The following is a 25,971-nucleotide window of genomic DNA, read 5'->3' as shown; positions in this document are numbered from 1 at the left end:
GCATACCGGGATTTTTTATTCTGCCTGCTCTGCCGCCGGCTCCTGGGTGATCTCCCCGCCGTCCAGGGGGACGGCGTAGACCGTGCCGTCCTCTGTCCGCTGGAAGCGCCAGGCCGTCCCGTCCCCGCTGAGGCCCAGGGGGGAGAAGCCCGCCCCGTCGGCCTCCGTCAGGCCCAGGTGGGACAGCAGGGCCTCCAGCGCCCCGGCCTCGTCCAGCTGGGCCGCGGCGGGATCGATCATCATGGTGGTGATCCCCGCCTCTCCGCCGGCCGTATCCGTCTTCGGCTGGGCGGTGCCGCCGGGCTCCGCCATCCGCTCCGTACTGCCGGTTCCGCCGCTGGTTTTGCTGCCCGCCCGGGGAGTGGCCGCCTCTGCGGAAGAGGTTCCCCCAGAGGGCTGCTCCGCAGAAGGAGCCTGTGCGGCAGGGGTCTCCGCCGAGGGCGCTTTCGAGGCGGGAACCTCCGCGGCAGGGGCCTCCTGGAGAGCGGCCTCCGGCGCCTGGGCGGCATCTGCCGCGGGAAGCTCCGTCCCGGCGGGGGCGTCTGCCGTCGCGGGCAGGGAGGTGCCGCCGCTGTTCAGGGCGGGCAGGGCGGCCCGTCCGCCGAGGAAGACCAGGGCGGCCACCGCCGCCACGGAGACCCAGGCCTTCCACCGCAGACGGGGCTTTTTCTGCGCCGGATCGGGGAAGGCGACGGTCTTTTCCGCCCGCACCGCGTCCATGACCCGTTCCTTCAGCTCCGCCGGGGGCTCGGGTGCCAGGGTGGGGAGGAGCTGGTGCAGGGACGCAAGGTCGGCGTCCAGCGCCCGGCATGCCGGGCAGTGCTCCAGATGCTTCTCCAGCCAGTCCTTCTCCTCCGGGGTCAGCACCCCGTCCAGCCCGGCGCTGATGAGCTCCAGGGCCTTGTCACAGTCCGTCATGCCGTCTCCCTCCTTTCCATCCGATTTGCCTGTCAGCCTTTAGACGGCGTTTCTCCGAAAAAGTTCCCCTGTTTCGTCAAATAGTTCCGCAGGGCCAGCCGGGCCCGGGCGATGCGGGACTTGACGGTGCCCTCCTCCACGCCCAGCAGGGAGGCGATCTCCCCGTAGGACAGGCCCTCCAGCTCCCGCAGCACCAGCACCTGCCGGTGCTCCTCCGTCATCGCGGCCAGGCCCGCCCGCAGGGTGTCCCGCAGCTCCCGCTGCTCCGCCTGCCGGTGGGGGCTGTACCGCTCGTCGGGCAGCTCGGCCTGCCGGGCCTCCTCCTCATCGTCCAGGGAGACGGTCATGGACAGGCCCGCCCGCCGCTTCTCCCGCCGGAGGAAGTCGATGCACGCGTTGCTGGCCAGCCGGTAGAGCCAGGTGGAGAAGGAGCTCTCCCCCTGGAATTTCTTCAGCCCCCGCCAGGCGTTGAGAAAGGCCTCCTGGCTCAGCTCCAGCGCGTCGTCCGGGTTGCCCGTCATGCGCAGGGTCAGGTGGTAGATGCGCTTCTGGTTGGCCTCCACCAGGGCGGCGAAGGCGTCCTCGTCCCCGGCACGGGCCCGCTGTACCAGCCCCTGTTCCTCTGTCACGCCTTTCTCACCTCCCGGTGTGATGCCCCTCCGCACTCTCGAAGGAATTCCGTCTTTCCGTCCTGTAGGGCGCGGCATCCCTGACGCGCCGCTTATGAATCTCTCAGATCCCGCTTGATGCCCGCGGTGATGCGGTCAATGTCCTCCAGGGTGGAGATTTTGCTGATCTGTTCCTTGTAATAGCCCGCGTAGGGCACGCCCTTGAGATACCAGGCGTAGTGCTTCCGCGCCTCCAGGCAGGCGATGTGCTCCCCCTTCTGCCCGGCGGAGAGGCGGAACTGCCGCACCGCCGTGTCGCACCGCTCCGCCAGGGGCGGCAGGGGCGGAATCTCTTTCCCCTCCAGGGCGGCCTGGGCCCGCTGGAAGATCCACGGGTTGCCGAAGCAGCCCCGGCCGATCATGGCCATGTCCGCCCCGGTGTATCTCAGGATATGGGGGGCGTCCTCCGGCTCGAACACGTCGCCGTTGGCGATGACGGGGATATTCACCGCCTCCTTCACCGCCCGGATGTAGTCCCAGTTGGCCCGGCCGGCGTACATCTGCACCTTGGTGCGGCCGTGGACGGCCACGGCGGCCACCCCGGCCTCCTCCATGGCCTGGGCGAACTCCACACAGTTGATGGAGCCCTTGTCCCAGCCCAGGCGGAATTTCACGGTGACGGGGCGGCCCCCCGCCCCCCGGATCACCGCCTCGGCCACCTTCACCGCCAGCTCCGGCGTGCGCATCAGCCCCGAGCCGTCGCCGGAGTTGGCTACCTTGGGCACCGGGCAGCCCATGTTGATGTCGATGATGTCCGCCCCCGACTTCTCGGCGGCGATGCCGGCGGCCTGCTCCATGCAGGCCGGGTCGCTGCCGAAGAGCTGCACCGCCGCCGGGTGCTCCCCCTCCCCCAGCTGGAGCAGGGGAATGGATTTTTTGTCCTGATAGCACAGGGCCTTGGCGCTGACCATCTCGGTGACGGTGTAGCCCGCCCCCAGCTCCCGGCACACCGTCCGGAAGCCCAGGTCGGTCACTCCGGCCATGGGAGCCAAAGCCAGCCTTGTATTTATGTTGATTTTGCCTATTTTCACGGTATCCCCCGATGTGATATAACTAGTTTGCGCGGTTGAGCGTATCATACCACAAAGACGGCGCTTCGGCAAGGTATGGAATGGCCGCGTTCCGGCAATCCTAACAATATAGACAAAAGGAGTTTTTACGATGGATAAGTACGTCTGCGACATCTGCGGCTATGTGTACGACCCCGCCGAGGGCGATCCCGACAACGGCGTGGCCCCCGGCACCCCCTGGGAGCAGGTGCCCGACACCTGGGTGTGCCCCCTGTGCGGCGTGAAGAAGGAGCACTTCTCCAAGCAGTAAGCCGAGACCGGGCCCCGGAGCGGAACAGACCGCTCCGGGGCTTTTTTGTATCCCAAAACCACTCGCTAGGCGAGTGGTAGAAAAAAGCCTATGGCGATAAAGAAGATAGAAAAACTCCCTTTGCTATAATGAAAGTGCGGTCTGCCAACTGCACAAAGAATAGCAAAGGGAGGGCATTCAGATGGGACTGAATGACATCAATAGTTTATCTCATACGCGATGGAATTGCAAATATCATATTGTATTTGCGCCGAAGTACCGTAGGAAAGTATTTTACAAAGAAAAGAAAGCAGCAATAGGGAAGATACTGCGGCGGCTGTGCGAGTGGAAAGGGGTAAGAATCATAGAGGCGGAAGCGTGCCCCAACCATATTCACTTGTTTGTAGAGATACCGCCGAAAATCTCGGTGTCGCACTTTATGGGGTATCTGAAAGGGAAGAGCAGCACAATGCTGTATGAGCAATTCGGCGAGTTGAAATACAAGTATCGAAACCGGGAATTTTGGTGTAGAGGGTACTACGTGGATACGGTGGGGAAAAATGAGAGCCGAATTGCGGAGTATGTGAGGAACCAGCTAAAAGAGGACGAGATGGGAGAGCAACTGAGAATTCCATCTAGTGGCCCGTTTACGGGCGGCAAGTAGCAGTCCTCACGCAGCTGGCAGACCGTATTACGCGTTGCACGCGTCCGCGAGGAACAAAGGGCTATGCCCGCACAGTGACAACCACCAGCTTCGCTGGTGGATGTGTTCATTTCGACCCGGGCGGCCCGGCGCCTGTAGGAGTACAATACATATTGGACAGAAGAATAAAAAAGGATGAAGGATAAGGCCTCATCGGTTAAAGTTGGAGTTGCAGACAACAACTTGACGAGAGGGGGCCATATCCTTCATGAGCAAGAGTATAACACAGGACATGGCATATCGGCAATCCCTGATGAAGTACGCGGAGAAATACGGCGTCAGCCGGGCAAGCCGGAAGTATAACAAAAGCCGGTCGTATATCTACTTTTGGAAGAAACGCTGGGACGGCAGAGCAGAATCCCTGGTTTGCCAGTCCCGGCGGCCCCACAGCCATCCAAACCAGCACACAGAAGCAGAACTAAAACTGATCCGGGATATGCGCCGCCGCAATCCGAATCTGGGTATGGTGGAGTTGTGGCACCGGCTGCGGCAGCGAGGCTACACCCGCCGCCCAGAGAGCCTGTTCCGGGTGATGAGAAAGCTGGGGCTGTTCTCACCTAAAGAGAAGAAAACGGCCTACAAGCCAAAGCCCTACCAGCAGATGACCTATCCCGGCCAGCGGGTTCAGGTAGATGTGAAGGTGGTTCCCCGCCGCTGTATCACAGACCCTGAGCTGCGCCTGTACCAATACACTGCTATTGACGAGTTCACACGCTTGCGCTTCCTGGCTGCCTACCCGGAGCAGTCCACCTATTCCTCTGCGGATTTTCTGAAAAAGTTGTTCAAGTGGTATGCGCGCCGCGGAATCCGCGTGGAATGCGTCCAGACGGATAATGGCTTTGAATTTACCAATCGTTTCTCCAGCAGCAAGCGGGATCTCCCTACTTTGTTTGAGACCACCGCCGCCCATCTGGGTATCCGCCACAAGCTCATCCGCCCCTATACACCTCGCCACAACGGTAAAGTGGAGCGCAGCCACCGCGAGGATCAGAAACGCTTCTATTCCTGCCGCAGCTTTTACTCGCTGGAGGACTTCGCCAGACAGCTCGCTGCCCACAACCGCCGCTCCAACAACTTCCCTATGAGACCGCTTAGTTGGCTTTCTCCGAACGAATTCACTGTCCAATATGTTTGACAAACCTACACATTTCGACCCGGGCGGCCCGGCGCCCGCCTTGACACATCGGATGGAACGTGATAATATACTGGAACAGTGAATCGCGCGAGGAACGGAAATAGTATCCAGCGAGCACCCGACAGAGAGGGCCCGTCACCGGCTGAAAGCGGGCCCGGGGGGTAACTGGAGAATGTGCGTCCGGGAGCGCAGAGGGCCGACGGCCCCCGGCCTGGCCCCGTTACCGGCCCCTGAGTGAGAAATGAGAGTGGAACCGCGATCAACGTCGCCTCTCGTGCCTTTGGGCACGGGAGGCGCTTTTGTATTCTGGGGGGTGCTTGGACTGACACGATTGGGAGAGACCCTGCGGGCCTATCAGGCCCGCGACCCTGCGGCCCGGAGCCGGCTGGAGATCTTCCTGCTCTATCCGGGCGTGCACGCCACGCTGTACCACCGGCTGGCCCACTGCCTCTACCGGCACCGGCTGTTCTTCCTGGCCCGGCTGGTGAGCCAGTGGAGCCGGTTCTGGACGGGCATCGAGATCCACCCCGGGGCCAAGATCGGCCGCCGGTTCGTCATCGACCACGGCATGGGTATCGTCATCGGCGAGACGGCGGAGATCGGCGACGACTGCCTGATCTACCACGGCGTCACCCTGGGCGGCACCGGCAAGGATCAGGGGAAGCGCCACCCCACCCTGGGCAACAACGTGATGGTGTCCGCCGGGGCCAAGGTGCTGGGCCCCTTCAAGGTGGGGGACAACTCCCGCATCGCCTCCAACGCGGTGGTGCTCAGCGAGATCCCCTCCGACGCCACCGCCGTGGGCGTGCCCGCCCGGGTGGTGCGCATCGCCGGGGAGAAGGTGGACTATGCCGGCCAGGTGGATCAGATCCACGTCACCGACCCGGTGCAGAAGGAACTGCAGGCCCTCAATTCCCGGCTGGAATGGCTGGAACAACTATTGGATGAACAGGCAAGGAGTCAGAATCTATGAAAACCATCTATCTGTACAATTCCGCGAGCCACAAGAAGGAGGAGTTTATCCCCCATGAGCCGGGCAAGGTGTCCATGTACACCTGCGGCCCCACGGTGTACCACTTCGCCCACATCGGCAACCTGCGCAGCTACATCATGGAGGACGCGCTGGAGAAGCTGCTGCGCTACGCCGGCTACGACGTGACGCGGGTGATGAACATCACCGACGTGGGCCACCTGGCCTCCGACGCCGACACCGGCGAGGACAAGATGCTCAAGGGCGCCAAGCGGGAGCACAAGAGCGTGCTGGAGATCGCCCAGTTCTACACCGACGCCTTCTTCTCCGACTGCAAGAAGCTGAACATCAAATACCCCGACGTGGTGCAGCCCGCCACCGGCATGATCGACGACTATATCAAGGTCATCTCCGCCCTGATGGACAAGGGCTATGCCTACTTCGCCGGCGGCAACGTGTACTTCGACACCTCCAAGCTGGAGAAATACTACGTGTTCAACGACCACGACGAGGAGGATCTGGCCGTGGGCGTCCGGGAGGGCGTGGAGGAGGATGCCAACAAGCGCAACAAGAACGACTTCGTCCTCTGGTTCACCAAGTCCAAGTTTGAGGATCAGGCCCTCAAGTGGGACTCCCCCTGGGGCGTGGGCTATCCCGGCTGGCACATCGAGTGCTCCTGCATCTCCATGAAGTACCTGGGGGAGCACCTGGACATCCACTGCGGCGGCATCGACAACGCCTTCCCCCACCACACCAACGAGATCGCCCAGTCCGAGGCCTACCTGGGCCACCCCTGGTGCAAGTACTGGATGCATGTCCACCACCTGAACACCAGCCACGGCAAGATGAGCAAGTCCAGCGGCGAGTTCCTCACCGTCTCCCTGCTGGAGGAGAAGGGCTACGACCCGCTGGTGTACCGCTTCTTCTGCCTCCAGTCCCACTACCGAAAGGGCCTGGTGTTCTCCTGGGAGAACCTGGACAACGCCAGGGCCGCCTACGACAAGCTCATCGCCCGGGTGGCCGCCCTGGGCACCGACGGCGAGGTGGATCAGGCCGCCGTCCAGGAATACAAAGACCGCTTTGTGGAGGCGGTGGGCAACGATCTCAACACCTCCCTGGGCGTCACCGCCCTGTACGACGTGCTCAAGGCCGACCTGAGCGACGCCGCCAAGCGGGCCGTCCTGGACAGCTATGACCAGGTGCTGGGCCTGGATCTGCTGAAAAAGGCCGACGCCCTGAAGGAGCAGCAGGCCGCCCCCGTGGAGGGCGCCGAGGAGATCGAGGCCCTCATTGCCAAGCGGCTGGAGGCCAAGCGCGCCAAGGATTGGGGCACCGCCGACGCCATCCGCGACCAGCTCAAATCCATGGGCGTGGAGATCAAGGACACCAAGGAGGGCACCACCTGGACGCGGGTGTAGCGCGCCCGGCGGATAGGAGGCAGACATGTCCATTTCCCGTTCTGACTGCGCGGCCCTGATCCTGGCGGGGGGAAAGTCCAGCCGGATGGGCCGGTGCAAGGCCCTGCTCCCCCTGGAGGGGCGCACTTTTCTCCAGCGGCTGACCGGCACGCTGGACGGCTTTCCCCACCTCTATCTCTCCGCCAACGACCCGGCCCTGGCCCGGGGCTTCCCCGGCACCGCCGTGGCCGACCGCTATGCGGGCGCCGGGCCCCTGGCGGGGCTCCACGCCGCCCTGTCCGCCTCCCGCTGGCCCTACCTGTTCTGCGTCCCCTGCGATCTGCCCCTGCTGCCCGCCTCCCTGGCCCAACCCATGCTGGACGCCTTCCCGGAGGGGTGCGACGCCCTGGTGTGCGTGGACAGCACCGGCCGCCGCCACCCCCTGTGCGGCATCTACGCCCGCACCGCCCTGCCCGCCCTGGAGGCGCAGCTGGCGGCGGGGGAGTTCCGGGTACAGGGCCTCCTCTCCCAGTTGCGCTGCACCTGGTTCGACGCCGGTGCCTGGGTGGATGACCGGGCCTTTACCAACCTGAATACCCCGGAGGACTACCAGCAGCTGCTGGCTCACCCCCGCGCGTAAGCGCGCCCCCCGCCCGGCACTCCGGGCGGGGGGCGTTTTTCAGCAGATCGTCCAGCCGCAGCAGGGCGGCCAGGAACACCAGCACCGAGGCGTGCAGGTTGGTGCGGGCGGACGCCGCACCCGCGCCGTCTCCGGCCTCCCGCGCAGTGCGGACGGCCAGGCAGAGAAAAAACCCCAGGCACCCCACCACCAGGGCCGAGGCCCACAGCCGGATGGGGAACACCTCCGGCAGGTTTGCCGCCCCTTCTGTATCGCTCCGGAGGGTTCTGCACAGCCCCTCCCGCTGGAGGGACACCCCCCAGTAGGACAGCCCCACCGACAGCAGCAGCAGGCCCAGGAACAGCAGGCTCCCGTCCACCGTGCAAAGCTGCCTCTTCAGCGCCTCTTCCTCCATTCCGCCACCTCCCTGCCTCAGTTTATCCACGGGGAGCGGAAAATGTGTGGAAAAACCCTTGACAAAACGGTCTACAATATATAGACTGATCGTAGGTCTACAAGCTATCGACCAAGGAGGTGTTCCTATGGAGGACTACCGGCTGGGGGAGGTGGAGCGCCGCTTCGCCGACCTGATCTGGGCAAACGCGCCCCTGCCCTCGGGGGAGCTGGTGCGCCTGTGCCAGGGGGAGCTGGGGTGGAAGAAGTCCACCACCTATACCGTGCTCAAGCGCCTGTGCCAAAAGGGCCTGTTTGTCAACGACAACGGCACGGTGAGGGCCCTTCTGAGCCGGGAGGAGTTTGCCGCCGGGCAGAGCGCGGCCTTTGTGGCCGACGCCTTTGACGGCTCCCTGCCAAAATTCCTGGCGGCCTTCTCCGCCCGGCAGCGGCTGACGGAGGAGGAGGTGGCGGCCCTCCAGGCCCTGATCGACGCCCAGAGGGGGGAGTAGGGATGGACGGCCTGTTTTCAACCGTGCTCCGGATGAGCCTGACGGCGGGCCTGGTGATCCTGGCGGTGCTGGCGGCCCGGGCTGTTCTGCGGCTGGCGGGGGCGCCCCGGAAATACGCCTACGTGCTGTGGGCGGTGGTGCTCTTCCGTCTGCTGTGCCCCCTGGCGCCGGAGGGCCCGGTGAGCCCGCTGCCCGCCCCGGAGGCGGCCGCCGCCCTGGTGGAGGGCTGGGCGGACGACTATGTGGGCACAACGGCCACGTTCTTTGACAACACCCCGGAGTTTCAGGCGGCGGTGGAGGCGGGGCTGCCCGTCCAGAGCGGGGGCTATGTGGTCACGGCCTCCGACGGCGTCTCACCGCCCGCCACGGCTGGGGAGGTGCTCTTCCCGTGGCTGGCGGCGGCGTGGCTGGCCGGGGCGGCGGTGCTGCTCCTGCGGGGGGCGATCTCCCACCGGCGGCTCCGGCGGCGGCTGGTGGGGGCGGTGCGGCTGGAGGGGAACGTGTACCAGGCCGACCACATCTCCACCCCCTTCGTGATGGGGCTGTTCAAGCCCCGGATCTACCTGCCCTCCGGCCTGGGGGAGGGGGAGCGGGGCTATATCCTGCGCCACGAGCGCACCCACATCAAACGGCTGGATCACCTGTGGAAGCTGCTGGCCTTCCTGGCACTGGCGCTCCACTGGTTCAACCCCCTGGTGTGGGTGGCCTTCACCCTGGCGGGTCGGGACATGGAGGCCTCCTGTGACGAGGCGGTGCTCCGCCGGACGGCGGGGGACATCCGGGCGGAATACGCCCAGTCCATCCTCCGTCTGGCCGCCGGGCGGCCCTCCTCCGCCACACCCCTGGCCTTCGGGGCGGGGGATGCCAAAGACCGCATCCGCACCGTGCTGCGCTGGAAGAAGCCCGCCCGGTGGCTCGCGGCGCTGGGCGCCGCAGCCGCCGCCCTGGTGATCGCGGCCCTGGCGGTCAATCCCGCGTCCGGCGATCCCATGGGGCGCAGCTACCGGACGGCGGAGATGCTCTACGCCGATCAGCGCTACAGCTTCTCCTACACGGAGGAAACCGCGCCCCAATACAGCGTCACCGGGACGGGGGAGCTGCTGAGCAGAGCGCCGTCAGAGGACGAATGGACATACCTGGGGGAGTTCACGGAGATCTCCTGGAGCCGGGAGCGGCGGTACGCCCTCTTTGACGCCCTCACCTGCCGGGCCCAGGAGGCTATGGATCAGGTGGCGCGTATGTGGCGGCTGGACACCTTCGACCAGAACGGAACCCTCTATCTGCTGATGGAGACCCGGCGGGGGGCCGCCCTGCTGGGGGTGGGCTATGACCGGCCGGAGGGGGAGAGCATCCGCTGGCTGTTTCGCCTCCGCGCCGACGGGGAACCGGCGGAGGTGCCGGCGGGGGCGGGGGAGTGGACGGCGTCCGGCAGCTTCGCCTATGTCCTCCAGCCCGGGGAGCAGGCCGTGTCGGAGCGGCCCGTGGTGCTGACGGAGGAGGCCCCGGACTTCTGTTACCAGACCACCTGGAGCCTGGGCAGCATGGCCGTCCAGGTGGGCCTGGCGGCGGAGGACGGCACGGAGTACCTGCCCGAGTTTGCCGGCGGAAGCGCCCGGGGGGTGTTCCGGAATCTGCCGCCGGGCAGCTACCGGGTGGTGGTGCGGAGCAGCACCAGGAACCTCCGGTACGCGGAGACCACCACCGTTCCCCTGGAGGTGACAGGGGCCATCGCCTTCACGGCCCGGGACGCATGAAAATACCCCGGACGGCTTTGCCGTCCGGGGTGTGTGTTCGCTGAAACTGACCTTGTTATATTGATTAAAACTGAATATTTTCAAAAGGTCAGTTTGGGGCTAGGATGGAGGCATAAACCAGAGAAAAGGGAGGCCCCTGTCATGAAACAGTCCCAAAGACTCCACCTGCTGATCATGTCCGCCCTGTTCGCGGCGGCCATCGCGGTGATGACCGCCTACCTGCTCCACATACCCATCCCCACCGGCGGCTACATCCACGTGGGAGACGCGCTGATCTACCTGGCGGCCTGCCTGCTGCCCGCCCCCTATGCCGTGGGGGCGGCCATGGTGGGAGCCGGGCTGGCGGATCTGCTCACCGCCCCCATGTGGGTGGTGCCCACCCTGGTGATCAAGGCCGTGGTGGCCCTGCTCTTCACCAGCAGATCCCCCCGGCTGCTCTGCCCCCGGAACCTGGCCGCGGCGGCGGGTACCTGCCTGCTCTCCCCGGCGGCGTACGGTCTGGCGGCCTGCCTGCTGATGGGCAGCGTCCACGCCTTCTGGCCCCAGTTCCTGGGTACCCTGGTGCAGGGCATCGGCAGCGGCGTGCTCTTTGTGGTGCTGGGCCTGGCGCTGGAGCGCTCCGGCCTGAAGGCCCGCTTCTCCGCCGCGTAAGGCAGGAAAGAAAATCCCCGGACGGCACAGCCGTCCGGGGATTTGAGGCTGACGATAAACCCTTCCACCGAAGGATTCGGAGGGAAGGATAGTGTGAAAGGGAACCGTCAGGGTTCCCTTTCGCGTTGGATCAAACAACTTTTTGAAACTTTTTTGAAGTTTCAAAAAGTTCAGCAGCCTGTCGAAAAGACTTTTTCGACAGGCTGAATCCCCGGACGGCACAGCCGTCCGGGGATTTTTGCATCAGAACTGGGTGCCGCCGAACTCGTGGAAGGTGAGGTTGAGGTTGCGCTCCTGCGTCCAGCCCACGGCCCACTGGGAGCCGAAGAGCAGCAGCTGGTTGCCCTTGTAGTCCTCCACCAGCTTCACGTCGGTGCCCAGGATCAGATCCTCCTCCTTGACGGGCTCCCCGTCGTCGGTGGTGATCCACCGCAGGTACTCGTAGGGCAGGCCCTCCATGTAGAGCTCCACGTTGTACTCGTTTTTCAGCCGGTACTCCAGCACGTCGAACTGGAGGGTGCCCACCACGCCCACGATGACCTCCTCCATGCCGGTGTAGGGGGTCTTGAAGATCTGGATGGCGCCCTCCTGGGCGATCTGCTCCATGCCCTTCAAAAACTGCTTGCGCTTCATGGTGTCCAGAGAGCGCACCCGCTTGAAGTGCTCGGGGGCGAATGTGGGGATGGGGTCGAACCGGAACTTCTTGCCCGGGGCGCACAGGGTGTCGCCGATGGAGAAGATGCCCGGGTCGAACACGCCGATGATGTCGCCGGCGTAGGCCTCCTCGATGATCTCCCGCTCGGCCGCCATGAGCTGCTGGGGCCGGGACAGGCGGATTTTCTTGCCGCCCTGGACGTGGTAGACCTCCTTATCCGCGTCAAACCGGCCGGAGACGATGCGCAGGAAGGCGATCCGATCCCGGTGGGCCTTGTTCATGTTGGCCTGGATCTTGAACACAAAGCCGGAGAAGTCGTCGTCCATGGAGTCGATGACCAGATCCCCGGCCTTCCGGGGCAGGGGGGGCGTGGTCATGCGCAGGAAGTGCTCCAGGAAAGGCTCCACGCCGAAGTTGGTGAGGGCGGAGCCGAAGAACACCGGGGACAGCTTGCCGTGGCGCACCCGATCCAGATCGAACTCGGCGGCGGCGCCGTCCAGCAGCTCGATCTCGTCGGTGAGCTGCCGGTGCAGCCGCTCCCCGATCAGGCCGTCCAGGTTGGGGTCGCCCAGCTCCACCTCGGTGGCGGTGGCCGCCTTGGCGCCCCCGTTGGAGGTGAAATGGATGATCTTTTTGGAGCCCCGGTCGTACACACCCTGGAACTCCTTGCCGCAGCCGATGGGCCAGTTCACCGGGTAGGTCTCGATGCCCAGCTCCTTCTCCAGCTCCTCCAGCAGCTCGAAGGAGTCCCGGGCCTCCCGATCCATCTTGTTGATGAAGGTGAAGATGGGGATGTCCCGCATGGCGCACACCTTGAACAGCTTGCGGGTCTGGGCCTCCACGCCCTTGGCCGCGTCGATGACCATCACCGCGCTGTCGGCGGCCATGAGGGTGCGGTAGGTGTCCTCCGAGAAGTCCTGGTGGCCGGGGGTGTCCAGAATATTGATGCAGAAGCCCTCGTACTGGAACTGCATCACCGAGCTGGTCACCGAGATGCCGCGCTGCTTCTCGATCTCCATCCAGTCGGAGGTGGCCGCCCGGGTGTTCTTCTTGCCCTTCACCTGGCCGGCCTGGGCGATGGCCCCGCCGTAGAGCAGGAACTTCTCCGTCAGGGTGGTCTTGCCGGCGTCGGGGTGGCTGATGATGGCGAACGTCCGCCGGCGGTTAATCTCTTTTTCGTATAATGACAAGGTAAAATTCCTCCTTGTATTCTGTCCTTGGCTTTCTGATGGGATGTCGCGGCCGGTGCGGTTATCTCACCGGCAAGGCCCGTAGGGGCGGATATCATCCGCCCGCCCAATGGGGCCTCAGCCGAAGCCGTAGGGCGCGGCATCCTTGACGCGCCGTTCGATTACCGGGGGCTCCCCCGGGGGCGCGCCTGCGCGGCGGGCGCCCCCATTTCTTCCCGAAGAAATGGGGGGAAAGAAGGGGCGGGGGTTTCACCCCCAGCCCCCCAAAAACGGGGGTTCATGGCGGCGGTGGGCTGTACAGACAGGGCAGGAACCGGGCCGGCATTGCCGCCCGTTTTCCCGGTGGCTTCGCTACAGGCGCTGCCGCGCCCCGGGCGGCACGCATCGGGATTACCCGGCAAGCCTTGATGGCCGCTGCGCTGTACCGGGTGCGCCCGCCGGGCCGCCATCGGTGCTATGCCGCCGAAATATCAAGGCAGTCACGGTAGCTTGGGCCCTCGCCGAAGTCCGGCGGAGGGGATGAACTTTCGCGTTTATGCGGAAGCAAATGGTTCGCGGTTTGGGGCGGCGCGTTCTACGTGGGGTCTTCGGCTTCCAGGGCGGCCACGGCGGCGGGGATGTCCCGGAAGGTTTCCGCCCGGGGCACCGGGCGGTCAATCTGCCCGAAGCCGTAGGCGGCGTGGAGGAAGGGCACCCCGGATTTGGCCGCCGCGTTGTAATCCCCCTGGGTGTCCCCGATGTACAGGGGCCGCTTCAGGCCGTTGCGCTCCACCACCAGGGCGATGTTGTCCGCCTTGGGCAGGCCGGTGCGGCCGGGGTTCTCGAAGTCGGCAAAGTACTTCCCCAGGCCGTGGGCCTGGAAAAAGGCCTCAATATACCCGTCCTGGCAGTTGCTGACGATAAAGAGCCGGTACCGGCCGGACAGAGAGGCCAGCACCTCCTCCTCCCCGGGGAAGAGAATGCCGCCGTATTCAGCCACATAGCGGTTTTCCTCCGCCAGGATCTGATCCAGGACGGGCTGCATCTTCTCCTGATCCAGCTCGGGCACCAGGCGGTTGAGGATGTCGGGCAGCAGCATGCCCATGCAGGGCTGGAGCCGCTCCCTGGTGACAGTGCCGGCATATTGGGGCGCCAGGCGCTCCAGCGCCTGATTCCAGGAGACGCAGATGGCGTCCACGCCGTCCCACAGCGTTCCGTCCAGATCAAACAGCAGTCCGTCAAACAGGGCAGATTCCTCCCATCATAAAAAGAACCACATCCGCCAGGATGGGGCGCTCATCAGAATACCATGATACTATATCATACCCCGGCGGGGGTTTTCAAGCCTCCCGCCGGGGTTTTTGTGGAGAAAACTGCCGCATCGGCACAGATTTTTCAGAGCCGGCCGCCGCTATTCCGCCAGGCAGCTGCGGCCCCGTTTCAGGTACCGGCCCGCGCCCTTTCGGCCCAGGAACTGGTTGTCCTGTACGATCACCTCGCCCCGGGAGAGCACCAGGTCGATGCGCCCCGCCAGCTCCATGCCCTCGTAGCAGGTGTAGTCCGCCGCCGAGTGGAGCTCGGTCTGGGTGAGGGTGCGCGTCCCGTTGGGATCCAGGATCACCACGTCGGCGTCGGCGCCGGGCTGAAGGGTGCCCTTTTGGGGGTAGAGGCCGTAGAGCAGGCTGGGCCCGGTGCAGGCCAGGCGCACCAGCTGGGGCAGGGTGATGCGGCCCTTTGCCACCCCCTCCGAGTAGAGTACCGGCAGCCGCTCCTCCACGCCGGGGGCCCCGTTGGGGCAGGCGGTGAAGTCGCCAACGCCGTACTGCTTCTCCACGGCGAAGCGGAAGGGGCAGTGGTCGGTGGCTACCGCGTCGATGGAGCCGTCGGCCAGCCCGCCCCACAGGGCCTCGCAGTCCGCCCCGGTGCGCAGGGGCGGGGACATAATGGCCTTCAAGCCCTCCTGGGGGTCGGCGTAGGCATCCTCGGTGAGGGTGAGGTACTGGGTGCAGGTCTCCACCCCGAAGTGCCGCTGACCGGCGGCCCGGGCCTTGCGCACCTCCGCCAGAGCGGCGGCGCTGGACAGGTGCACCACGTACACCGGCGCCTCCCCGGCCAGGGCGGCCAGGTGGAGCAGGCGGCTCACCGCCTCCGCCTCGCACCCGGCGGGGCGGCTCCTGGCGTGGTAGATGGGGGCCGTCAGGCCCTGGGACTTGTACCAGCCCCGCAGGAAGTTCACCACCCCGTCGTTCTCGCAGTGGGCGGGGATCACCAGGCCGTCCTCCCTGGCCTGCCGGAGCACCTGGAACAGGGCGCTGTCGTCCAGCCGGTCGTCATAGGTCAGATAGGCCTTGAAGCTGGTGATGCCCTCCCGGTCGGCGAGCTCCCCCATCTCCCGGAGGATCTGACCGTTCACGTGCTGGAGCACCCCGTGGAAGCCGTAGTCGATCACCGCCTTGCCGTCGGCCAGCCGGTGGTACTCCTCCACCTGGTGCCACAGGGAGCAGCCCTTGGGCCCGAAGGCCATGTGATCCACAATGGTGGTGGTGCCGCCGCAGGCGGCGGCCACGGTGCCGGTGTAGAAGTCGTCCACCGCCCGGTGGGCCCCGGCCTGGAGATCCATGTGGGTGTGTACGTCCACCCCGCCGGGCAGGACGTATTTCCCGGCGGCGTCGATCACCTGGGCGCCCCGGGCGTCCAGGTTTTTCCCCACCGCCTGGATCACGCCGTTTTCCACAAGCACGTCGGCGGCAAAGACGGCGGACTCGGTGACCACGGTGCCGTTCTGGATGATGGTGCGCATAGGCCCCCTCCTTGTCTGTTTTGGTCTGCCTCAAATAAAAAGTGTTTGAGGCAAACTTTTTTTCATCTCCATCATACGCCAACCGCCCGCCCTTGTAAAGGGGAGATTGTGCCCAAAAGAAGGGCCCGGATTTGTGGAAAAACACCGTGCCCGGCCGCATAACTTCTCCCAAGGCCGCCATACTAACCCCAGCAAGGAAGAAACAGGGGAGGCGCCCATGGAACAATTTGCAGTCAAGCCCATGATCACCTTCGGCACCGGCGCCCTGGCCGCCCTGGAGGAACTGCCGGGGGAGCGGGTGCTGGTGATCACCGACGGCTTTCTGGCCAAGTCCGGCCTGCTGGACAAGGTGCTGGCCCATCTGAAGGGCCGCACGGTGGAGATCTTCGACCAGGTGGTGCCCGACCCACCCATCGACCTGGTGGCGAAAGGGGCCCGGGCCCTGGCGGACTTCAAGCCCCGGACGGTGGTGGCCTTCGGCGGCGGCTCCCCCATGGACTGCGCCAAGGCCATGCTGCTCTTTGGCAAAAAGCTGGGGGCCCCGGGGGAGATCACCTTCGCGGCGGTGCCCACCACGGCGGGCACCGGGTCGGAGGTCACCTCCTTCGCCGTGCTTACCGACCCGGTGCGGGGGATCAAGTACCCCCTGGTGGACGACAAGCTGCTTCCCGACCAGGCCATTCTGGATCCCGCCCTGCTGGCGGGGGTGCCGCCGGCGGTGACGGCGGACACGGGGATGGACGTGCTCACCCACGCCGCCGAGGCCTACGTGGCCAAGGGGGCCTCCCCCTACTCCGACGCTTTGGCGGAGAAGGCCTTTACCCTGGCCTGGGAAAACCTCCGCCCCGCCTGGGAGAGCAAGGGCGAGAGCCGGGCCAGGCGGCAGATGCTCCTGGCCTCCAACCTGGCGGGCATGGCCTTCAACGCCGCCGGGCTGGGCCTGTGCCACAGCCTGGCCCATGCGTTGGGCGGAAAATTTCACGTGCCCCACGGCCGGCTCAACGCCCTGATCTTTCCCCACGTGCTCCACTTCAACGCCGCCGGAAAAGAGGCGGCCGTCAAATATGGCCAGCTGGCCCGGCTGTGCGGCCTGGCCCCCAATCCCCGGGCTCTGGCCGCCGGGTGGAACCGGCTGCGCGCCCAGCTGAAGCTGCCCGACCGGCTGGCGGCCTGCGGGGTGGAGACCAGACAGCTCCACGCCGCCCTGGACGAGCTGACCGCCGCCGCCCTGGGGGATCTCTGCATCCCCACCAACCCCCGGAGCGCCCCGGCGGAGGACGTGAAGGCCCTGTTGAAGGAGCTGGCGTGATGGCGGAGACCCTGCTTTCTGTCGGTATCGACATAGGAACAAGCACCACCCAGTTAGTGATCTCCCGGCTGACGCTGGAGAACCGGGCCAACCCCTTCTCGGTGCCCAGGGTGGCCATCAACCGGCGGGAGGTGCTCTACCGCTCTGCCATCCACTTCACCCCCCTGCTGTCGGACGTGGTGATCGACGCCCAGGGGGTGAAAGCCATCGTGGAGGAGGAGTACCGGAAATCCGGTTTTGCCAAGGGGGAGATCGCCACCGGCGCGGTGATCATCACCGGCGAGACCGCCCGGAAGGAGAACGCCAGAGAGGTGCTCTCCGCCCTGTCGGCCTTCGCCGGGGACTTCGTGGTGGCCACCGCCGGGCCCGACCTGGAGTCCATCCTGGCCGCCCGGGGTGCGGGTGCGGACGAATACTCCAAGGAGCATCACACAGATATTTTACACTTTGATATCGGCGGCGGCACCGCCAACCTGTCCCTCTGGTCTCACGGGGAGTTGGTGCAGACCGGCTGCCTGGACGTGGGCGGGCGCCTGCTCAAGCTGGAGCGGGACAGCGGGAAAATCACCTACGTGTCGCCGGTCATCACCCGGGCCGCCGGACACCTGGAGCACGCAGGGCGGGGGCTTGCCCCCGCCGCCCCATACCGGATTCCAGCCGTGGGGGATAGCCCCACGCCGGAATCTTTGGCCCCGGTGCTTCGCACCATGGTGGAGGCCCTGGAGCAGGCGGCGGGCCTGCGGCCGGGGCGGGAGAAGATGGATGCCTTCCTCACCCAGGGCACCCGGTGGGAGCCCCGGGCCGTGCCGGTGGTGTCCTTCTCCGGCGGGGTGGCCGACTGCATTGACAACCCGCCGGCGGACTGGAGGGCCTACGGCGACATCGGCGTACTGCTGGGGCGGGCCATCGCCGCCTCCCCGGCCTTTCAACAGGCGGGGCGGTTCCGGGGGGCGGAGACCATCCGGGCCACGGTGGTGGGGGCGGGGAGCCACGCCACCGACCTGTCCGGCTCCACCATCTTCTACCGGGACATGACCTTCCCCCTGAAGAACCTGCCCATCCTCAAGCTGACGGCAGCGGAGGAGAAGGGGGACGCCGCCGCCCTGGCGCAATCCATCCGGGACAAGCTGGGGTGGTTTGCCGACGAGGGGGGCCTGAGCCAGCTGGTGCTGGCCCTCCGGGGGGAGGATAACCCCACCTATTCCCGCATCCAGGCCCTGGCCCGGGGGGTGGCCGACGGGCTCGCCCCCCTGCGAGAGGCGGGATTTGTCCCCATCGTGGCGGTGGAAGCCGACCAGGCCAAGGTGCTGGGGCAGGCCCTGGCCCCCCTGATGGACGGGCCCCTGTTGTGCCTGGACGGGGTGGGGGTGGACTCCGGCGACTACCTGGACATCGGCGCGCCCGTGGCAAACGGGGCGGTTCTGCCGGTGGTCATCAAGACGCTGGCGTTTCAGAAATCGTAGGGCGGGGGCTTGCCCCCGCCGTTAAGGAGCGATCACATGATACTCAAGACCAAGCTGCTGGGGCACGTCTACGAATTCAAGTCCGTGAAGGACGCCCTGGCCAAAGCCAACGAGGAGAAGTCGGGCGACCGGCTGGCGGGCATCGCCGCCGAGAACGCCGAGGAGCGGGTGGCGGCCAAGGTGGTGGTGGCAAACCTGACCCTGGCGGATCTCCGCAACCACCCCGCCGTCCCCTATGAGGAGGACGAGGTCACCCGCATCATCCAGGACGACGTGAACGAGAAGATCTACGACGAGATCAAGGGCTGGACGGTGGCGGAGCTGCGGGAGTGGCTGCTGGACGAGAAGAACGGCGGCGACGCCATCCGGCGGGTGAGCCGTGGCCTGACGGCGGAGATGATCGCCGCCGCGGCCAAGCTGATGAGCAACCTGGATCTGATCTACGCGGCCAAAAAGATCCGGGTCACCGCCCACTGCAACACCACCATCGGCCTGCCGGGCACCCTGTCCTGCCGCCTCCAGCCCAACCACCCCACCGACGATCCGGACGGCATCATGGCCTCCCTGCTGGAGGGGCTCACCTTCGGGGCGGGGGACGCGGTGCTGGGCCTGAACCCGGTGGACGACAGCGTGGAGAGCGTCCGACGGGTGCTGGATCGGTTCCAGGAGATCAAGAGCCGGTGGGACATCCCCACCCAGATCTGCGTGCTGGCCCACGTGACCACCCAGATGGAGGCGGTGTACAAGGGGGCCCCCTGCGACCTGATCTTCCAGTCCATCGCCGGCTCCCAGAAGGGCAACGAGGCCTTCGGCCTGGACGGCAAGCTGATCGAGGAGGCCCGGCAGCTGGCCCTGCGGGAGGGGAACGCCACCGGCCCCAACGTCATGTACTTCGAGACCGGCCAGGGCTCCGAGCTGTCCTCCGAGGCCCACCACGGGGCCGACCAGGTGGTGATGGAGGCCCGGTGCTACGGCTTTGCCAAGCGGTTTGCGCCCTTCCTGGTGAACACGGTGGTGGGCTTCATCGGGCCGGAATACCTGTACAACTCCAAGCAGGTGATCCGGGCGGGCCTGGAGGATCATTTCATGGGCAAGCTCACCGGCATCCCCATGGGGTGCGACGCCTGCTACACCAACCACATGAAGGCCGACCAGAACGACATCGAGGATCTGGCCGTCCTCCTCACCGCCGCGGGGTGCAACTACTTCATGGGCATCCCCCACGGCGACGACGTGATGCTCAACTACCAGACCACCGGCTTTCACGAGACCGCCGCCCTGCGGGAGCTCTTCGGCCTCACCGCCATCCCGCCCTTCCAGGCGTGGCTGGAGAAGATGGGCTTTGTGGAGAACGGCAGGCTCACCGAGCTGGCGGGGGACGCGTCGGTGCTGCTGGCGTGAAAGCGCGGGCGGATGATATCCGCCCCTACACCCCATATTTTGTAGGGCGCGGCATCCCTGACGCGCCGCCCGTCCACATCCCCTGTGTGGGGCGCGTCCTACGCACACCCCGCAGGGCGGGGCTTGCCCCCGCTGCCCGCGCTCATTCCGAAGGGGCGAACTGTGTTCGCCTGCCGATACGATAGAGGTGACGATATGAACGAACAAGAGCTGCGCTCCCTGGTGGAGCGCATGGTGCTGGAGCTGGCAGGCCAGCCGGCCGGGGGCGGGAAAACCGCCCCGGCAGCATCCACCGCCCCGGCGGCGGATGTGGATCCGGCCGGCTGCCTGGAGGACATCACCGAGACCGATCTCCGGCGGCAGTACCTGGTGGAGCACCCGAAAAACGGCGACGCCTTCCGGGATCTCAAGCTGCGCACCCCGGCCCGGCTGGGCCTGGGGCGGGCGGGGGCCCGGTACAAGACCATCTCCATGCTGCGGATGCGGGCCGACCACGCGGCGGCCCAGGACTCGGTATTTTCCCACGTGGACGACGGCTTTGTGGAGAAACACGGCTTTGTCCCCGTCCAGACCCTGTGCCAGAACAAGGACGAGTACCTGACCCGGCCAGACAGGGGCCGCCGCTTCGACGAGGCCAACCAGGCCATCATCAAAAAGACCCTGGGCCAGAGCCCCAAGGTGGCCCTGGTGGTGGGGGACGGCCTGTCCTCCGCCGCCATCGAGGCCAACGCCGCCGACTGCCTCCAGGCCATCCAGGCGGGATTGAAAACCTACGGCCTGGAGGCCGGGCCGGTGCTGTTTGTGAAATACTGCCGGGTGGGGGCCTCCGACCACATCGGGGAGCTCACCGGCGCGGAGGTGGTGTGCATGCTGGTGGGGGAGCGGCCCGGCCTGGTGACCGCGGAGTCCATGTCCGCCTACCTGACCTACAAGCCCCACATCGGCATACCCGAGTCCAAGCGCACCGTGGTCTCCAACATCCACAAGGGGGGCACCACCGCCGTGGAGGCGGGCGCCCACATTGCGGAGTTGATTCACACCATGCTGGAAAGAAAGGCAAGTGGAATTGATCTGAAATAATTGAAAATTGACAATGGATAATTGATAATTCTCCGCACGTGACTGCGGCATAGGAGACGGAACCGGCTATATAACCGCCAATTATCAATTCTCAATTATCCATTATCCATTCACAAAGAGGTGATTGTATGACAGGCGATCTGATCCCCGCCAAGGTGCTGGCCACCCACACCATCGCCAACGTCAGCGAGACGCTGGCGAAGAAGCTGGGCCTGCCGCCCCAGTACCGCTCCATCGGCATCATCACCGCCGACAGCGACGACGTGACCTACTGCGCCCTGGACGAGGCCACCAAGGCCGCCGCCGTGGAGGTGGTGTACGGCCGCTCCCTCTATGCCGGGGCGGCCAACGCCTCCACCAAGCTGGCCGGCGAGGTGATCGGCATCCTGGCCGGGCCCAACCCGGCGGAGGTGCAGTCCGGCCTGCGGGCCTGCGCGGAGTTCATGGACAGCGGGGTGGGCTTCCGCTCCGCCAACGAGGACGACTCCATTATCTATTTCGCACACACCGTCTCCCGCACGGGCACCTACCTGTCCAAGACGGCACATGTGCGGGAGGGGGAGGCCCTGGCCTACCTGATCGCCCCGCCCCTGGAGGCGGTGGTGGGCCTGGACGAGGCACTGAAGGCCTCCGACGTGGAACTGGCCGCCCTCTTTGAGCCCCCCAGCGAGACCAACTTCGGCGGCGGCCTGCTCACCGGCACCCAGAGCGCGTGCAACGCCGCCTGCGCGGCGTTCGCCGAGGCTGTGAAGGCAGTGGCGGCCCGGCCCCGCGAAATCTGACGGGGCGGCGGGAGCAAGCTCCCGCCCTACGAAAACAGGTTCTGCGGAAAATAGATGTAGGGCGGGGGCTTGCCCCCGCCACAGCCGTTGAAGAACCCTCCTGGGGGAAGATTCGGAGGGAAAGATAGTGTGAAAGAAAACCGTCAGGGTTGTCTTTCGCGTTGGATCAAACGGCTTTTTGAACCTTTTTGGAAAGTTCAAAAAGTCCGGCAGCCTGTAGAAAAAGCCTTTAGGCTTTTTCTACAGGCTGCGGCGGGGGCTTGCCCCCGCCGCCAAACAAGGCGAGGTGAACCATTTGGACAAGGATCTGCAATCCATTCAGGAGACGAGAGAGCTGCTCCAGCAGGCCAGAAAGGCCCAGGGAATCCTGGCGTGCATGAGCCAGGGGCAGCTGGACAAAATAACGGCGGCCATCTCCGCCGCGGCGGCGGAGCACGCCAGGCGGCTGGCCGACATGGCGGTGGAGGAGACGGGGTTTGGCAGAAAGGCGGACAAGGAGCTGAAAAACCGTTTCGCCGCCCTCACCCTCTACGACGCCATCAAGGACGAGAAAACCCACGGGATTCTGGCGGAGAACCCGGAAAAGCGGGTCATCGACATCGGCGTGCCGGTGGGGATCGTGGCGGGGCTGGTGCCCTCCACCAACCCCACCTCCACGGTGATCTACAAGTCCATGATCTGCATGAAGGCGGGCAACCCCATCATCTTCTCCCCCCACCCCAGCGCGGTGAACTGCATTTTGGAGACGGTGAACGTGGTGCGCCGGGCGGCGGAGAGCGCCGGGGCCCCGGCGGGGAGCATCTCCTGTATCACCACCCCCACCCTGGAGGCCACCAACACCCTCATGCGCCACGACCACACCCGGCTGATTCTGGCCACCGGCGGCGGGGCCATGGTGAAGGCGGCCTACTCCTCCGGCACCCCGGCCATCGGCGTGGGAGCGGGCAACGGCCCGGCCTATATCCACCGCACGGCGGATGTGCGCCAGGCGGTGCGCCGCATTCTGGACTCCAAGACCTTTGACAACGGCACCATCTGCGCCAGCGAGCAGTCCATCGTGGTGGAGCGGGCCATGGAGGGTGCCGTCACGGCGGAGCTCCGCGCCCAGGGGGCCTATGTCCTGGACGACGGGGAGCACCGGCAGCTGTCCAGGTTCATCCTGCGCCCCAACGGCACCATGAACCCGGCCATCGTGGGCAAGAGCGTGGAGACGGTGGCCAGGCTGGCGGGCCTCACCCGGGTGCCCCCCACGGCCCGGGTGCTGGTGGCGAGAGAGACCGGCGTGGGGAAGGGCTACCCCTACTCCAACGAGAAGCTGGGTCTGATCCTGGCCTACTACGTGGAGGACGACGAGGAGGCGGTGCTCCGCCGGTGTGTGGAGATCCTGGAGTGGGAGGGGGCGGGCCACACCTTCGCCATCCACACCGAGGATCAGGAGGTGGCCAAACGCTTCGCCGCCGCCGTCCCTGCCAGCCGGGTGCTGGTGAACACCCCCGCCTCCCTGGGGGGCATCGGGGCCACCACCTGCCTGTTCCCCGCCCTCACCCTGGGGTGCGGTGCGGTGGGCGGCTCGTCCAGCTCCAACAACATCGGCCCACTGGATCTCATCAACATCAAGCGGGTGGCCTGGGGCGTGCGGGAGCTGGAGGAACTGAGAAGCGGTGGGCGCGCCGGGGTCGCCGCGCCCCGCTCTGCCGGGGCGGGCGCCGCCCACGTGGTGGACGAGCGCCTGCTGGATGAACTGGTGAGCCGGATTGCGAGGAGGCTGAGCGTATGAGCGAGGTCAACGCCGACGGCGTGCTGCTCAACCCCCACGAGGCCATTCTCCAGGAGGTGCAGGCCCTGACCAACGCCCTGACGGCGGAGGAGCCGGAGGGGATGGAGGACGACAAGGCCCGCCCCGTCCAGGCCGGAAACGGCCAGCCGGCGGGGGAGGCGGGGGGCGCGCCCCACGTCTCCGTGTCCGCCGCCCTGGCGGCCCCGGCCCACAGGGGGGCGGGCACCGGCAGCTACGCCGCGGAACACCCGCCCCAGCCGGCCAAAAAGCAGGCCCGGCGGAGCGGGAACACGAAAAAACCAAAGCCGGCTCCCCCCGAGGCAGCGGGGGAGCCGGAACAGCCAAAACAGACGACTGACAGGAGGAACCGAAGCATGGCAAACACAAACGCGCTGGGCATGGTGGAGACAAGAGGACTGGTGGGGGCCATTGAGGCCGCCGACGCCATGGTGAAGGCCGCCAACGTGCAGCTGGTGGGTAAGGAGCAGGTGGGCGGCGGCCTGGTGACCGTCATGGTACGGGGCGACGTGGGCGCGGTGAAGGCGGCCACCGACGCCGGGGCCGCGGCGGCGGAGAAGGTGGGGGAGCTGATCTCCGTCCACGTGATCCCCCGGCCCCACGCCGAGGTGGATCACATCCTGCCCCACGCCTCCGGCGAGCTGGGCGGGGAGTAAGCCATGGCGCTCCTGACCGAGGAGGACGTGCGCCGCATGTCGGACAACGGCGTCCGGGGCCCGGTGGTGGTGAACCGGGGGGAGGTGCTCACCCCCGGGGCCCGGGACTGGCTCCGGGCCCATAAGGTGGAGGTGGTCTACCCACAGGGGGAATCCCCGGAGCACGCCCCCGGCGCGCCGGCCCCCGCCAAATATCAGACCCTGTTCGGCGCGGCCCTGAACAACAAGCCCGAGCACATGACCCATTTGAGGGGGAATATCCTGGTATTCAAGGATCACCCCCGCATCGCCTTCCGGGGGTGGATCGACGCCCTGGAGGCGGAGCTGCTGCTGGCCCAGCAGGCGGCGGCGGAGGAGGGGCTGACCGCCCTGGAGGACGAGCTGGGGGAGGCCCTGGCCTTCACCCGCCGGTTCATCCGCTGCGACGTGCTGGACGAGCCGGTGGGGCCCATCCACCTGTGCGGCTACACGGCGGAGCAGCTGCGGGAGGTGTCCCACTACCCGGACAAGCACCTGGGGCAGCCCCACTTTCTGCCCAGCTGTACCGACGCGCACGCCCTGCTGGCGGTGAACCGGGCCCGCACCGTGGCCCGGCAGACCGAGCTGGCGGCCTACGCCGCCTTCCGGGATGCCGACGGCGGGGTCACCAGGGACGACATCATACAGGGGCTCAACCGGCTGTCCTCCCTGCTGTGGATTCTCATGTGCAAATGCAAGGGGGGACACTATGCACACGCTTAATGCCATAGACGCCGCCGCCCTGGCGGAGCAGATTGTGGCCCGCCTCACCATCGGGATCGAGGCCAGCGGGCGGCACGTCCACCTGTCCCGGCACGATCTGGAGGCCCTGTTCGGCGCGGGCTACCAGCTCAACCGGGTGAAGGAGCTGTCCCAGCCGGGGCAGTTTGCCTGCGCCGAGCGGGTCACTTTGGAGGGCCCCAAGGGGAGCATCCCCAACGTGGTGATCCTGGGCCCCGAGCGGCCGGAGAGCCAGGTGGAGATCTCCCTCACCGACGGGGTGGCCCTGGGGATCACGCCGCCGGTGCGCCTGTCCGGCGACATCGCCGGCACGCCGGGGATCACCCTCCGCCACGGCGACCGGGTGCTCCGGCTGGAGCGGGGCCTGATCGCCGCCAAGCGGCACATCCACATGACCCCGGCGGACGCCGCCCGCTTCGGCGTGGCGGACAAGCAGACCGTGCGCCTGCGGTGCTTCACCGCCCGCCCGGCGGTGCTGGAGGACGTGGAGGTGCGGGTGTCCCCCAAATTTTCCACCGTGGTGCATATCGACTACGACGAGGCCAACGCCTGTGGATTTCGCAAGGGCGACCGGGGCCTGATTTTGAAATGACCCTGGAGTGGCGGGGACGGACGCTGGTGATCACCTGGCTGCCGGTGGCCTCCATGGGCCGCCTGGCCGCCTGCGCCCCCCAGACGGCGGCGGAGACCGAGGTGCTGGCCGCCCTGCTGGCCGGGGCCCGGGTGCGGGTGGGGCGGGAAGCCCTGGAGTACCGCCGCTACCGCCGCACCGCCCCGCTGGGCATCTATCAGAAATGCGCCGGCCTGGAGCGGCGTCTGCGGGAGATGGGAATCTGTGTTGCTGGGACAGGTGGCCGGTAAGGTCTGGGCCACAAAAAAATCCTCCGCCCTGACGGGGCAGGCCTTTCTGACCGTCCGGGTGGGGGAGCGGATCTTGGTATGCGCCGACTGCGTAGGGGCCGGGGAGGGGGAGACCGTCCTGGTGGCCACCGGCGGCGCGGCCCGGGTGGCGGCGGGGGGAGAGATCCCCATCGACGCCGCCATCGTGGGCATCATTGACGGCGTGTAGGGCGGGGGCTTGCC

27 protein-coding genes are annotated in these 25,971 nt (G+C 66.3%); 20 read left to right on the top strand and 7 right to left on the bottom strand.

Translation table 11 applies throughout. The features are described from left to right. Positions 1–15: 15 nt before the first annotated feature. The 3 genes from B5E42_RS06735 to dusB form a co-directional block, all read right to left on the bottom strand. Positions 16–918: an anti-sigma factor gene (locus B5E42_RS06735; RefSeq protein WP_087237936.1), complete on the bottom strand. Its 903-nt coding sequence runs from the start codon at positions 916–918 to the stop codon at positions 16–18. Between the two features lie 32 nt (positions 919–950). Next, positions 951–1,547 carry a sigma-70 family RNA polymerase sigma factor gene (locus tag B5E42_RS06730; RefSeq protein ID WP_087237934.1) on the bottom strand — a complete coding sequence of 199 codons (597 nt, stop codon included), beginning with the start codon at positions 1,545–1,547 and terminating at the stop codon, positions 951–953. Between the two features lie 92 nt (positions 1,548–1,639). Next, positions 1,640–2,617, bottom strand: coding sequence for a tRNA dihydrouridine synthase DusB (dusB, locus tag B5E42_RS06725; protein ID WP_087237932.1), 978 nt, complete (start codon positions 2,615–2,617; stop codon positions 1,640–1,642). 130 nt (positions 2,618–2,747) lie between these two features. Here dusB and rd point away from each other — a divergent pair, with 130 nt between their 5' ends. The 6 genes from rd to B5E42_RS06695 all read left to right on the top strand — a co-directional run bounded on the left by rd (position 2,748) and on the right by B5E42_RS06695 (position 7,730). Further along, positions 2,748–2,906, top strand: a complete 159-nt coding sequence (gene rd / locus B5E42_RS06720) for a rubredoxin (RefSeq protein WP_087237931.1) — start codon at positions 2,748–2,750, stop codon at positions 2,904–2,906. A gap of 187 nt (positions 2,907–3,093) precedes the next feature. Next, positions 3,094–3,549 (top strand): IS200/IS605 family transposase, encoded by a 456-nt coding sequence (gene tnpA, locus B5E42_RS06715; protein WP_141242463.1) that lies wholly within the window; start codon positions 3,094–3,096, stop codon positions 3,547–3,549. A 271-nt stretch (positions 3,550–3,820) separates the two neighbouring features. Beyond that, positions 3,821–4,723, top strand: coding sequence for a DDE-type integrase/transposase/recombinase (locus B5E42_RS06710; RefSeq protein WP_242967013.1), 903 nt, complete (start codon positions 3,821–3,823; stop codon positions 4,721–4,723). A gap of 322 nt (positions 4,724–5,045) precedes the next feature. After that, positions 5,046–5,696 carry a serine O-acetyltransferase EpsC gene (gene epsC, locus B5E42_RS06705; RefSeq protein ID WP_204244391.1) on the top strand — a complete coding sequence of 217 codons (651 nt, stop codon included), beginning with the start codon at positions 5,046–5,048 and terminating at the stop codon, positions 5,694–5,696. 5 nt (positions 5,697–5,701) lie between these two features. After that, positions 5,702–7,111: a cysteine--tRNA ligase gene (gene cysS, locus B5E42_RS06700; protein ID WP_087238279.1), complete on the top strand. Its 1,410-nt coding sequence runs from the start codon at positions 5,702–5,704 to the stop codon at positions 7,109–7,111. Between the two features lie 25 nt (positions 7,112–7,136). After that, entirely contained in the window at positions 7,137–7,730 is a 594-nt protein-coding gene (locus tag B5E42_RS06695; protein WP_087237927.1) for a molybdenum cofactor guanylyltransferase, read from the top strand. Here B5E42_RS06695 and B5E42_RS06690 read toward each other — a convergent pair. Next, complete coding sequence (locus tag B5E42_RS06690) at positions 7,672–8,124, bottom strand: hypothetical protein (protein WP_242967046.1); 453 nt, start codon at positions 8,122–8,124, stop codon at positions 7,672–7,674. The genes B5E42_RS06695 and B5E42_RS06690 overlap by 59 nt on opposite strands. A gap of 127 nt (positions 8,125–8,251) precedes the next feature. Between B5E42_RS06690 and B5E42_RS06685 the strand changes: the two genes are divergently transcribed. The 3 genes from B5E42_RS06685 to B5E42_RS06675 all read left to right on the top strand — a co-directional run bounded on the left by B5E42_RS06685 (position 8,252) and on the right by B5E42_RS06675 (position 11,019). Continuing rightward, the gene (locus B5E42_RS06685; protein WP_087237925.1) at positions 8,252–8,614 is read left to right on the top strand and encodes a BlaI/MecI/CopY family transcriptional regulator; all 363 of its coding nucleotides are present in this window, start codon (positions 8,252–8,254) and stop codon (positions 8,612–8,614) included. Positions 8,615–8,616: 2 nt separating this feature from the next. Next, a complete protein-coding gene (locus B5E42_RS19835) occupies positions 8,617–10,368 on the top strand; it encodes a M56 family metallopeptidase (protein ID WP_087237923.1) in 1,752 nt (583 codons plus the stop codon). 141 nt (positions 10,369–10,509) lie between these two features. After that, a complete protein-coding gene (locus B5E42_RS06675; protein ID WP_087237920.1) occupies positions 10,510–11,019 on the top strand; it encodes a TIGR04002 family protein in 510 nt (169 codons plus the stop codon). Positions 11,020–11,262: 243 nt separating this feature from the next. Here B5E42_RS06675 and B5E42_RS06670 read toward each other — a convergent pair whose 3' ends face one another. The 3 genes from B5E42_RS06670 to hydA form a co-directional block, all read right to left on the bottom strand. After that, on the bottom strand, positions 11,263–12,864 hold the full coding sequence (locus B5E42_RS06670; RefSeq protein ID WP_087237917.1) for a peptide chain release factor 3: 1,602 nt from the start codon (positions 12,862–12,864) through the stop codon (positions 11,263–11,265). Between the two features lie 574 nt (positions 12,865–13,438). Further along, entirely contained in the window at positions 13,439–14,074 is a 636-nt protein-coding gene (locus B5E42_RS06665; RefSeq protein WP_343214183.1) for an HAD family hydrolase, read from the bottom strand. A gap of 180 nt (positions 14,075–14,254) precedes the next feature. Then, positions 14,255–15,643 (bottom strand): dihydropyrimidinase, encoded by a 1,389-nt coding sequence (gene hydA, locus B5E42_RS06660; RefSeq protein ID WP_087237913.1) that lies wholly within the window; start codon positions 15,641–15,643, stop codon positions 14,255–14,257. Between the two features lie 217 nt (positions 15,644–15,860). Here hydA and B5E42_RS06655 point away from each other — a divergent pair, with 217 nt between their 5' ends. From B5E42_RS06655 to B5E42_RS06605, 11 genes are all read left to right on the top strand, one after another. After that, on the top strand, positions 15,861–16,952 hold the full coding sequence (locus B5E42_RS06655; RefSeq protein WP_087237911.1) for a 1-propanol dehydrogenase PduQ: 1,092 nt from the start codon (positions 15,861–15,863) through the stop codon (positions 16,950–16,952). Next, positions 16,952–18,415, top strand: a complete 1,464-nt coding sequence (locus B5E42_RS06650; RefSeq protein ID WP_087237909.1) for an ethanolamine ammonia-lyase reactivating factor EutA — start codon at positions 16,952–16,954, stop codon at positions 18,413–18,415. The genes B5E42_RS06655 and B5E42_RS06650 overlap by 1 nt, the downstream gene beginning before the upstream one ends. Before the next feature lie 36 nt (positions 18,416–18,451). Then, positions 18,452–19,816: an ethanolamine ammonia-lyase subunit EutB gene (locus tag B5E42_RS06645; RefSeq protein WP_087237907.1), complete on the top strand. Its 1,365-nt coding sequence runs from the start codon at positions 18,452–18,454 to the stop codon at positions 19,814–19,816. Between the two features lie 195 nt (positions 19,817–20,011). Further along, positions 20,012–20,896 (top strand): ethanolamine ammonia-lyase subunit EutC, encoded by an 885-nt coding sequence (eutC, locus tag B5E42_RS06640; protein ID WP_087237905.1) that lies wholly within the window; start codon positions 20,012–20,014, stop codon positions 20,894–20,896. 128 nt (positions 20,897–21,024) lie between these two features. After that, positions 21,025–21,678 carry an ethanolamine utilization microcompartment protein EutL gene (eutL, locus tag B5E42_RS06635; protein WP_087237902.1) on the top strand — a complete coding sequence of 218 codons (654 nt, stop codon included), beginning with the start codon at positions 21,025–21,027 and terminating at the stop codon, positions 21,676–21,678. Between the two features lie 286 nt (positions 21,679–21,964). Continuing rightward, entirely contained in the window at positions 21,965–23,455 is a 1,491-nt protein-coding gene (locus tag B5E42_RS06630; RefSeq protein ID WP_204244387.1) for an acetaldehyde dehydrogenase (acetylating), read from the top strand. Between the two features lie 374 nt (positions 23,456–23,829). After that, on the top strand, positions 23,830–24,129 hold the full coding sequence (gene eutM / locus B5E42_RS06625; RefSeq protein ID WP_087238277.1) for an ethanolamine utilization microcompartment protein EutM: 300 nt from the start codon (positions 23,830–23,832) through the stop codon (positions 24,127–24,129). A 3-nt stretch (positions 24,130–24,132) separates the two neighbouring features. Then, a complete protein-coding gene (locus tag B5E42_RS06620) occupies positions 24,133–24,870 on the top strand; it encodes an ATP-binding protein (protein ID WP_087237897.1) in 738 nt (245 codons plus the stop codon). Next, positions 24,857–25,480 carry a phosphate propanoyltransferase gene (locus tag B5E42_RS06615; protein WP_087237895.1) on the top strand — a complete coding sequence of 208 codons (624 nt, stop codon included), beginning with the start codon at positions 24,857–24,859 and terminating at the stop codon, positions 25,478–25,480. Before B5E42_RS06620 ends, B5E42_RS06615 begins: the two co-directional genes overlap by 14 nt. Beyond that, positions 25,477–25,749, top strand: coding sequence for a hypothetical protein (locus B5E42_RS06610; protein ID WP_087237893.1), 273 nt, complete (start codon positions 25,477–25,479; stop codon positions 25,747–25,749). The genes B5E42_RS06615 and B5E42_RS06610 overlap by 4 nt, the downstream gene beginning before the upstream one ends. Continuing rightward, a complete protein-coding gene (locus tag B5E42_RS06605; protein ID WP_087237891.1) occupies positions 25,724–25,957 on the top strand; it encodes a EutN/CcmL family microcompartment protein in 234 nt (77 codons plus the stop codon). Before B5E42_RS06610 ends, B5E42_RS06605 begins: the two co-directional genes overlap by 26 nt. Positions 25,958–25,971: the final 14 nt, after the last annotated feature.

Source organism: Flavonifractor sp. An10, assembly GCF_002161215.1.
GTDB lineage: Bacteria > Bacillota > Clostridia > Oscillospirales > Oscillospiraceae > Flavonifractor > Flavonifractor avistercoris.
The sequence above is the reverse complement of the archived record's forward strand: the minus strand, read 5'-3'. Positions and strand labels throughout refer to the sequence as shown.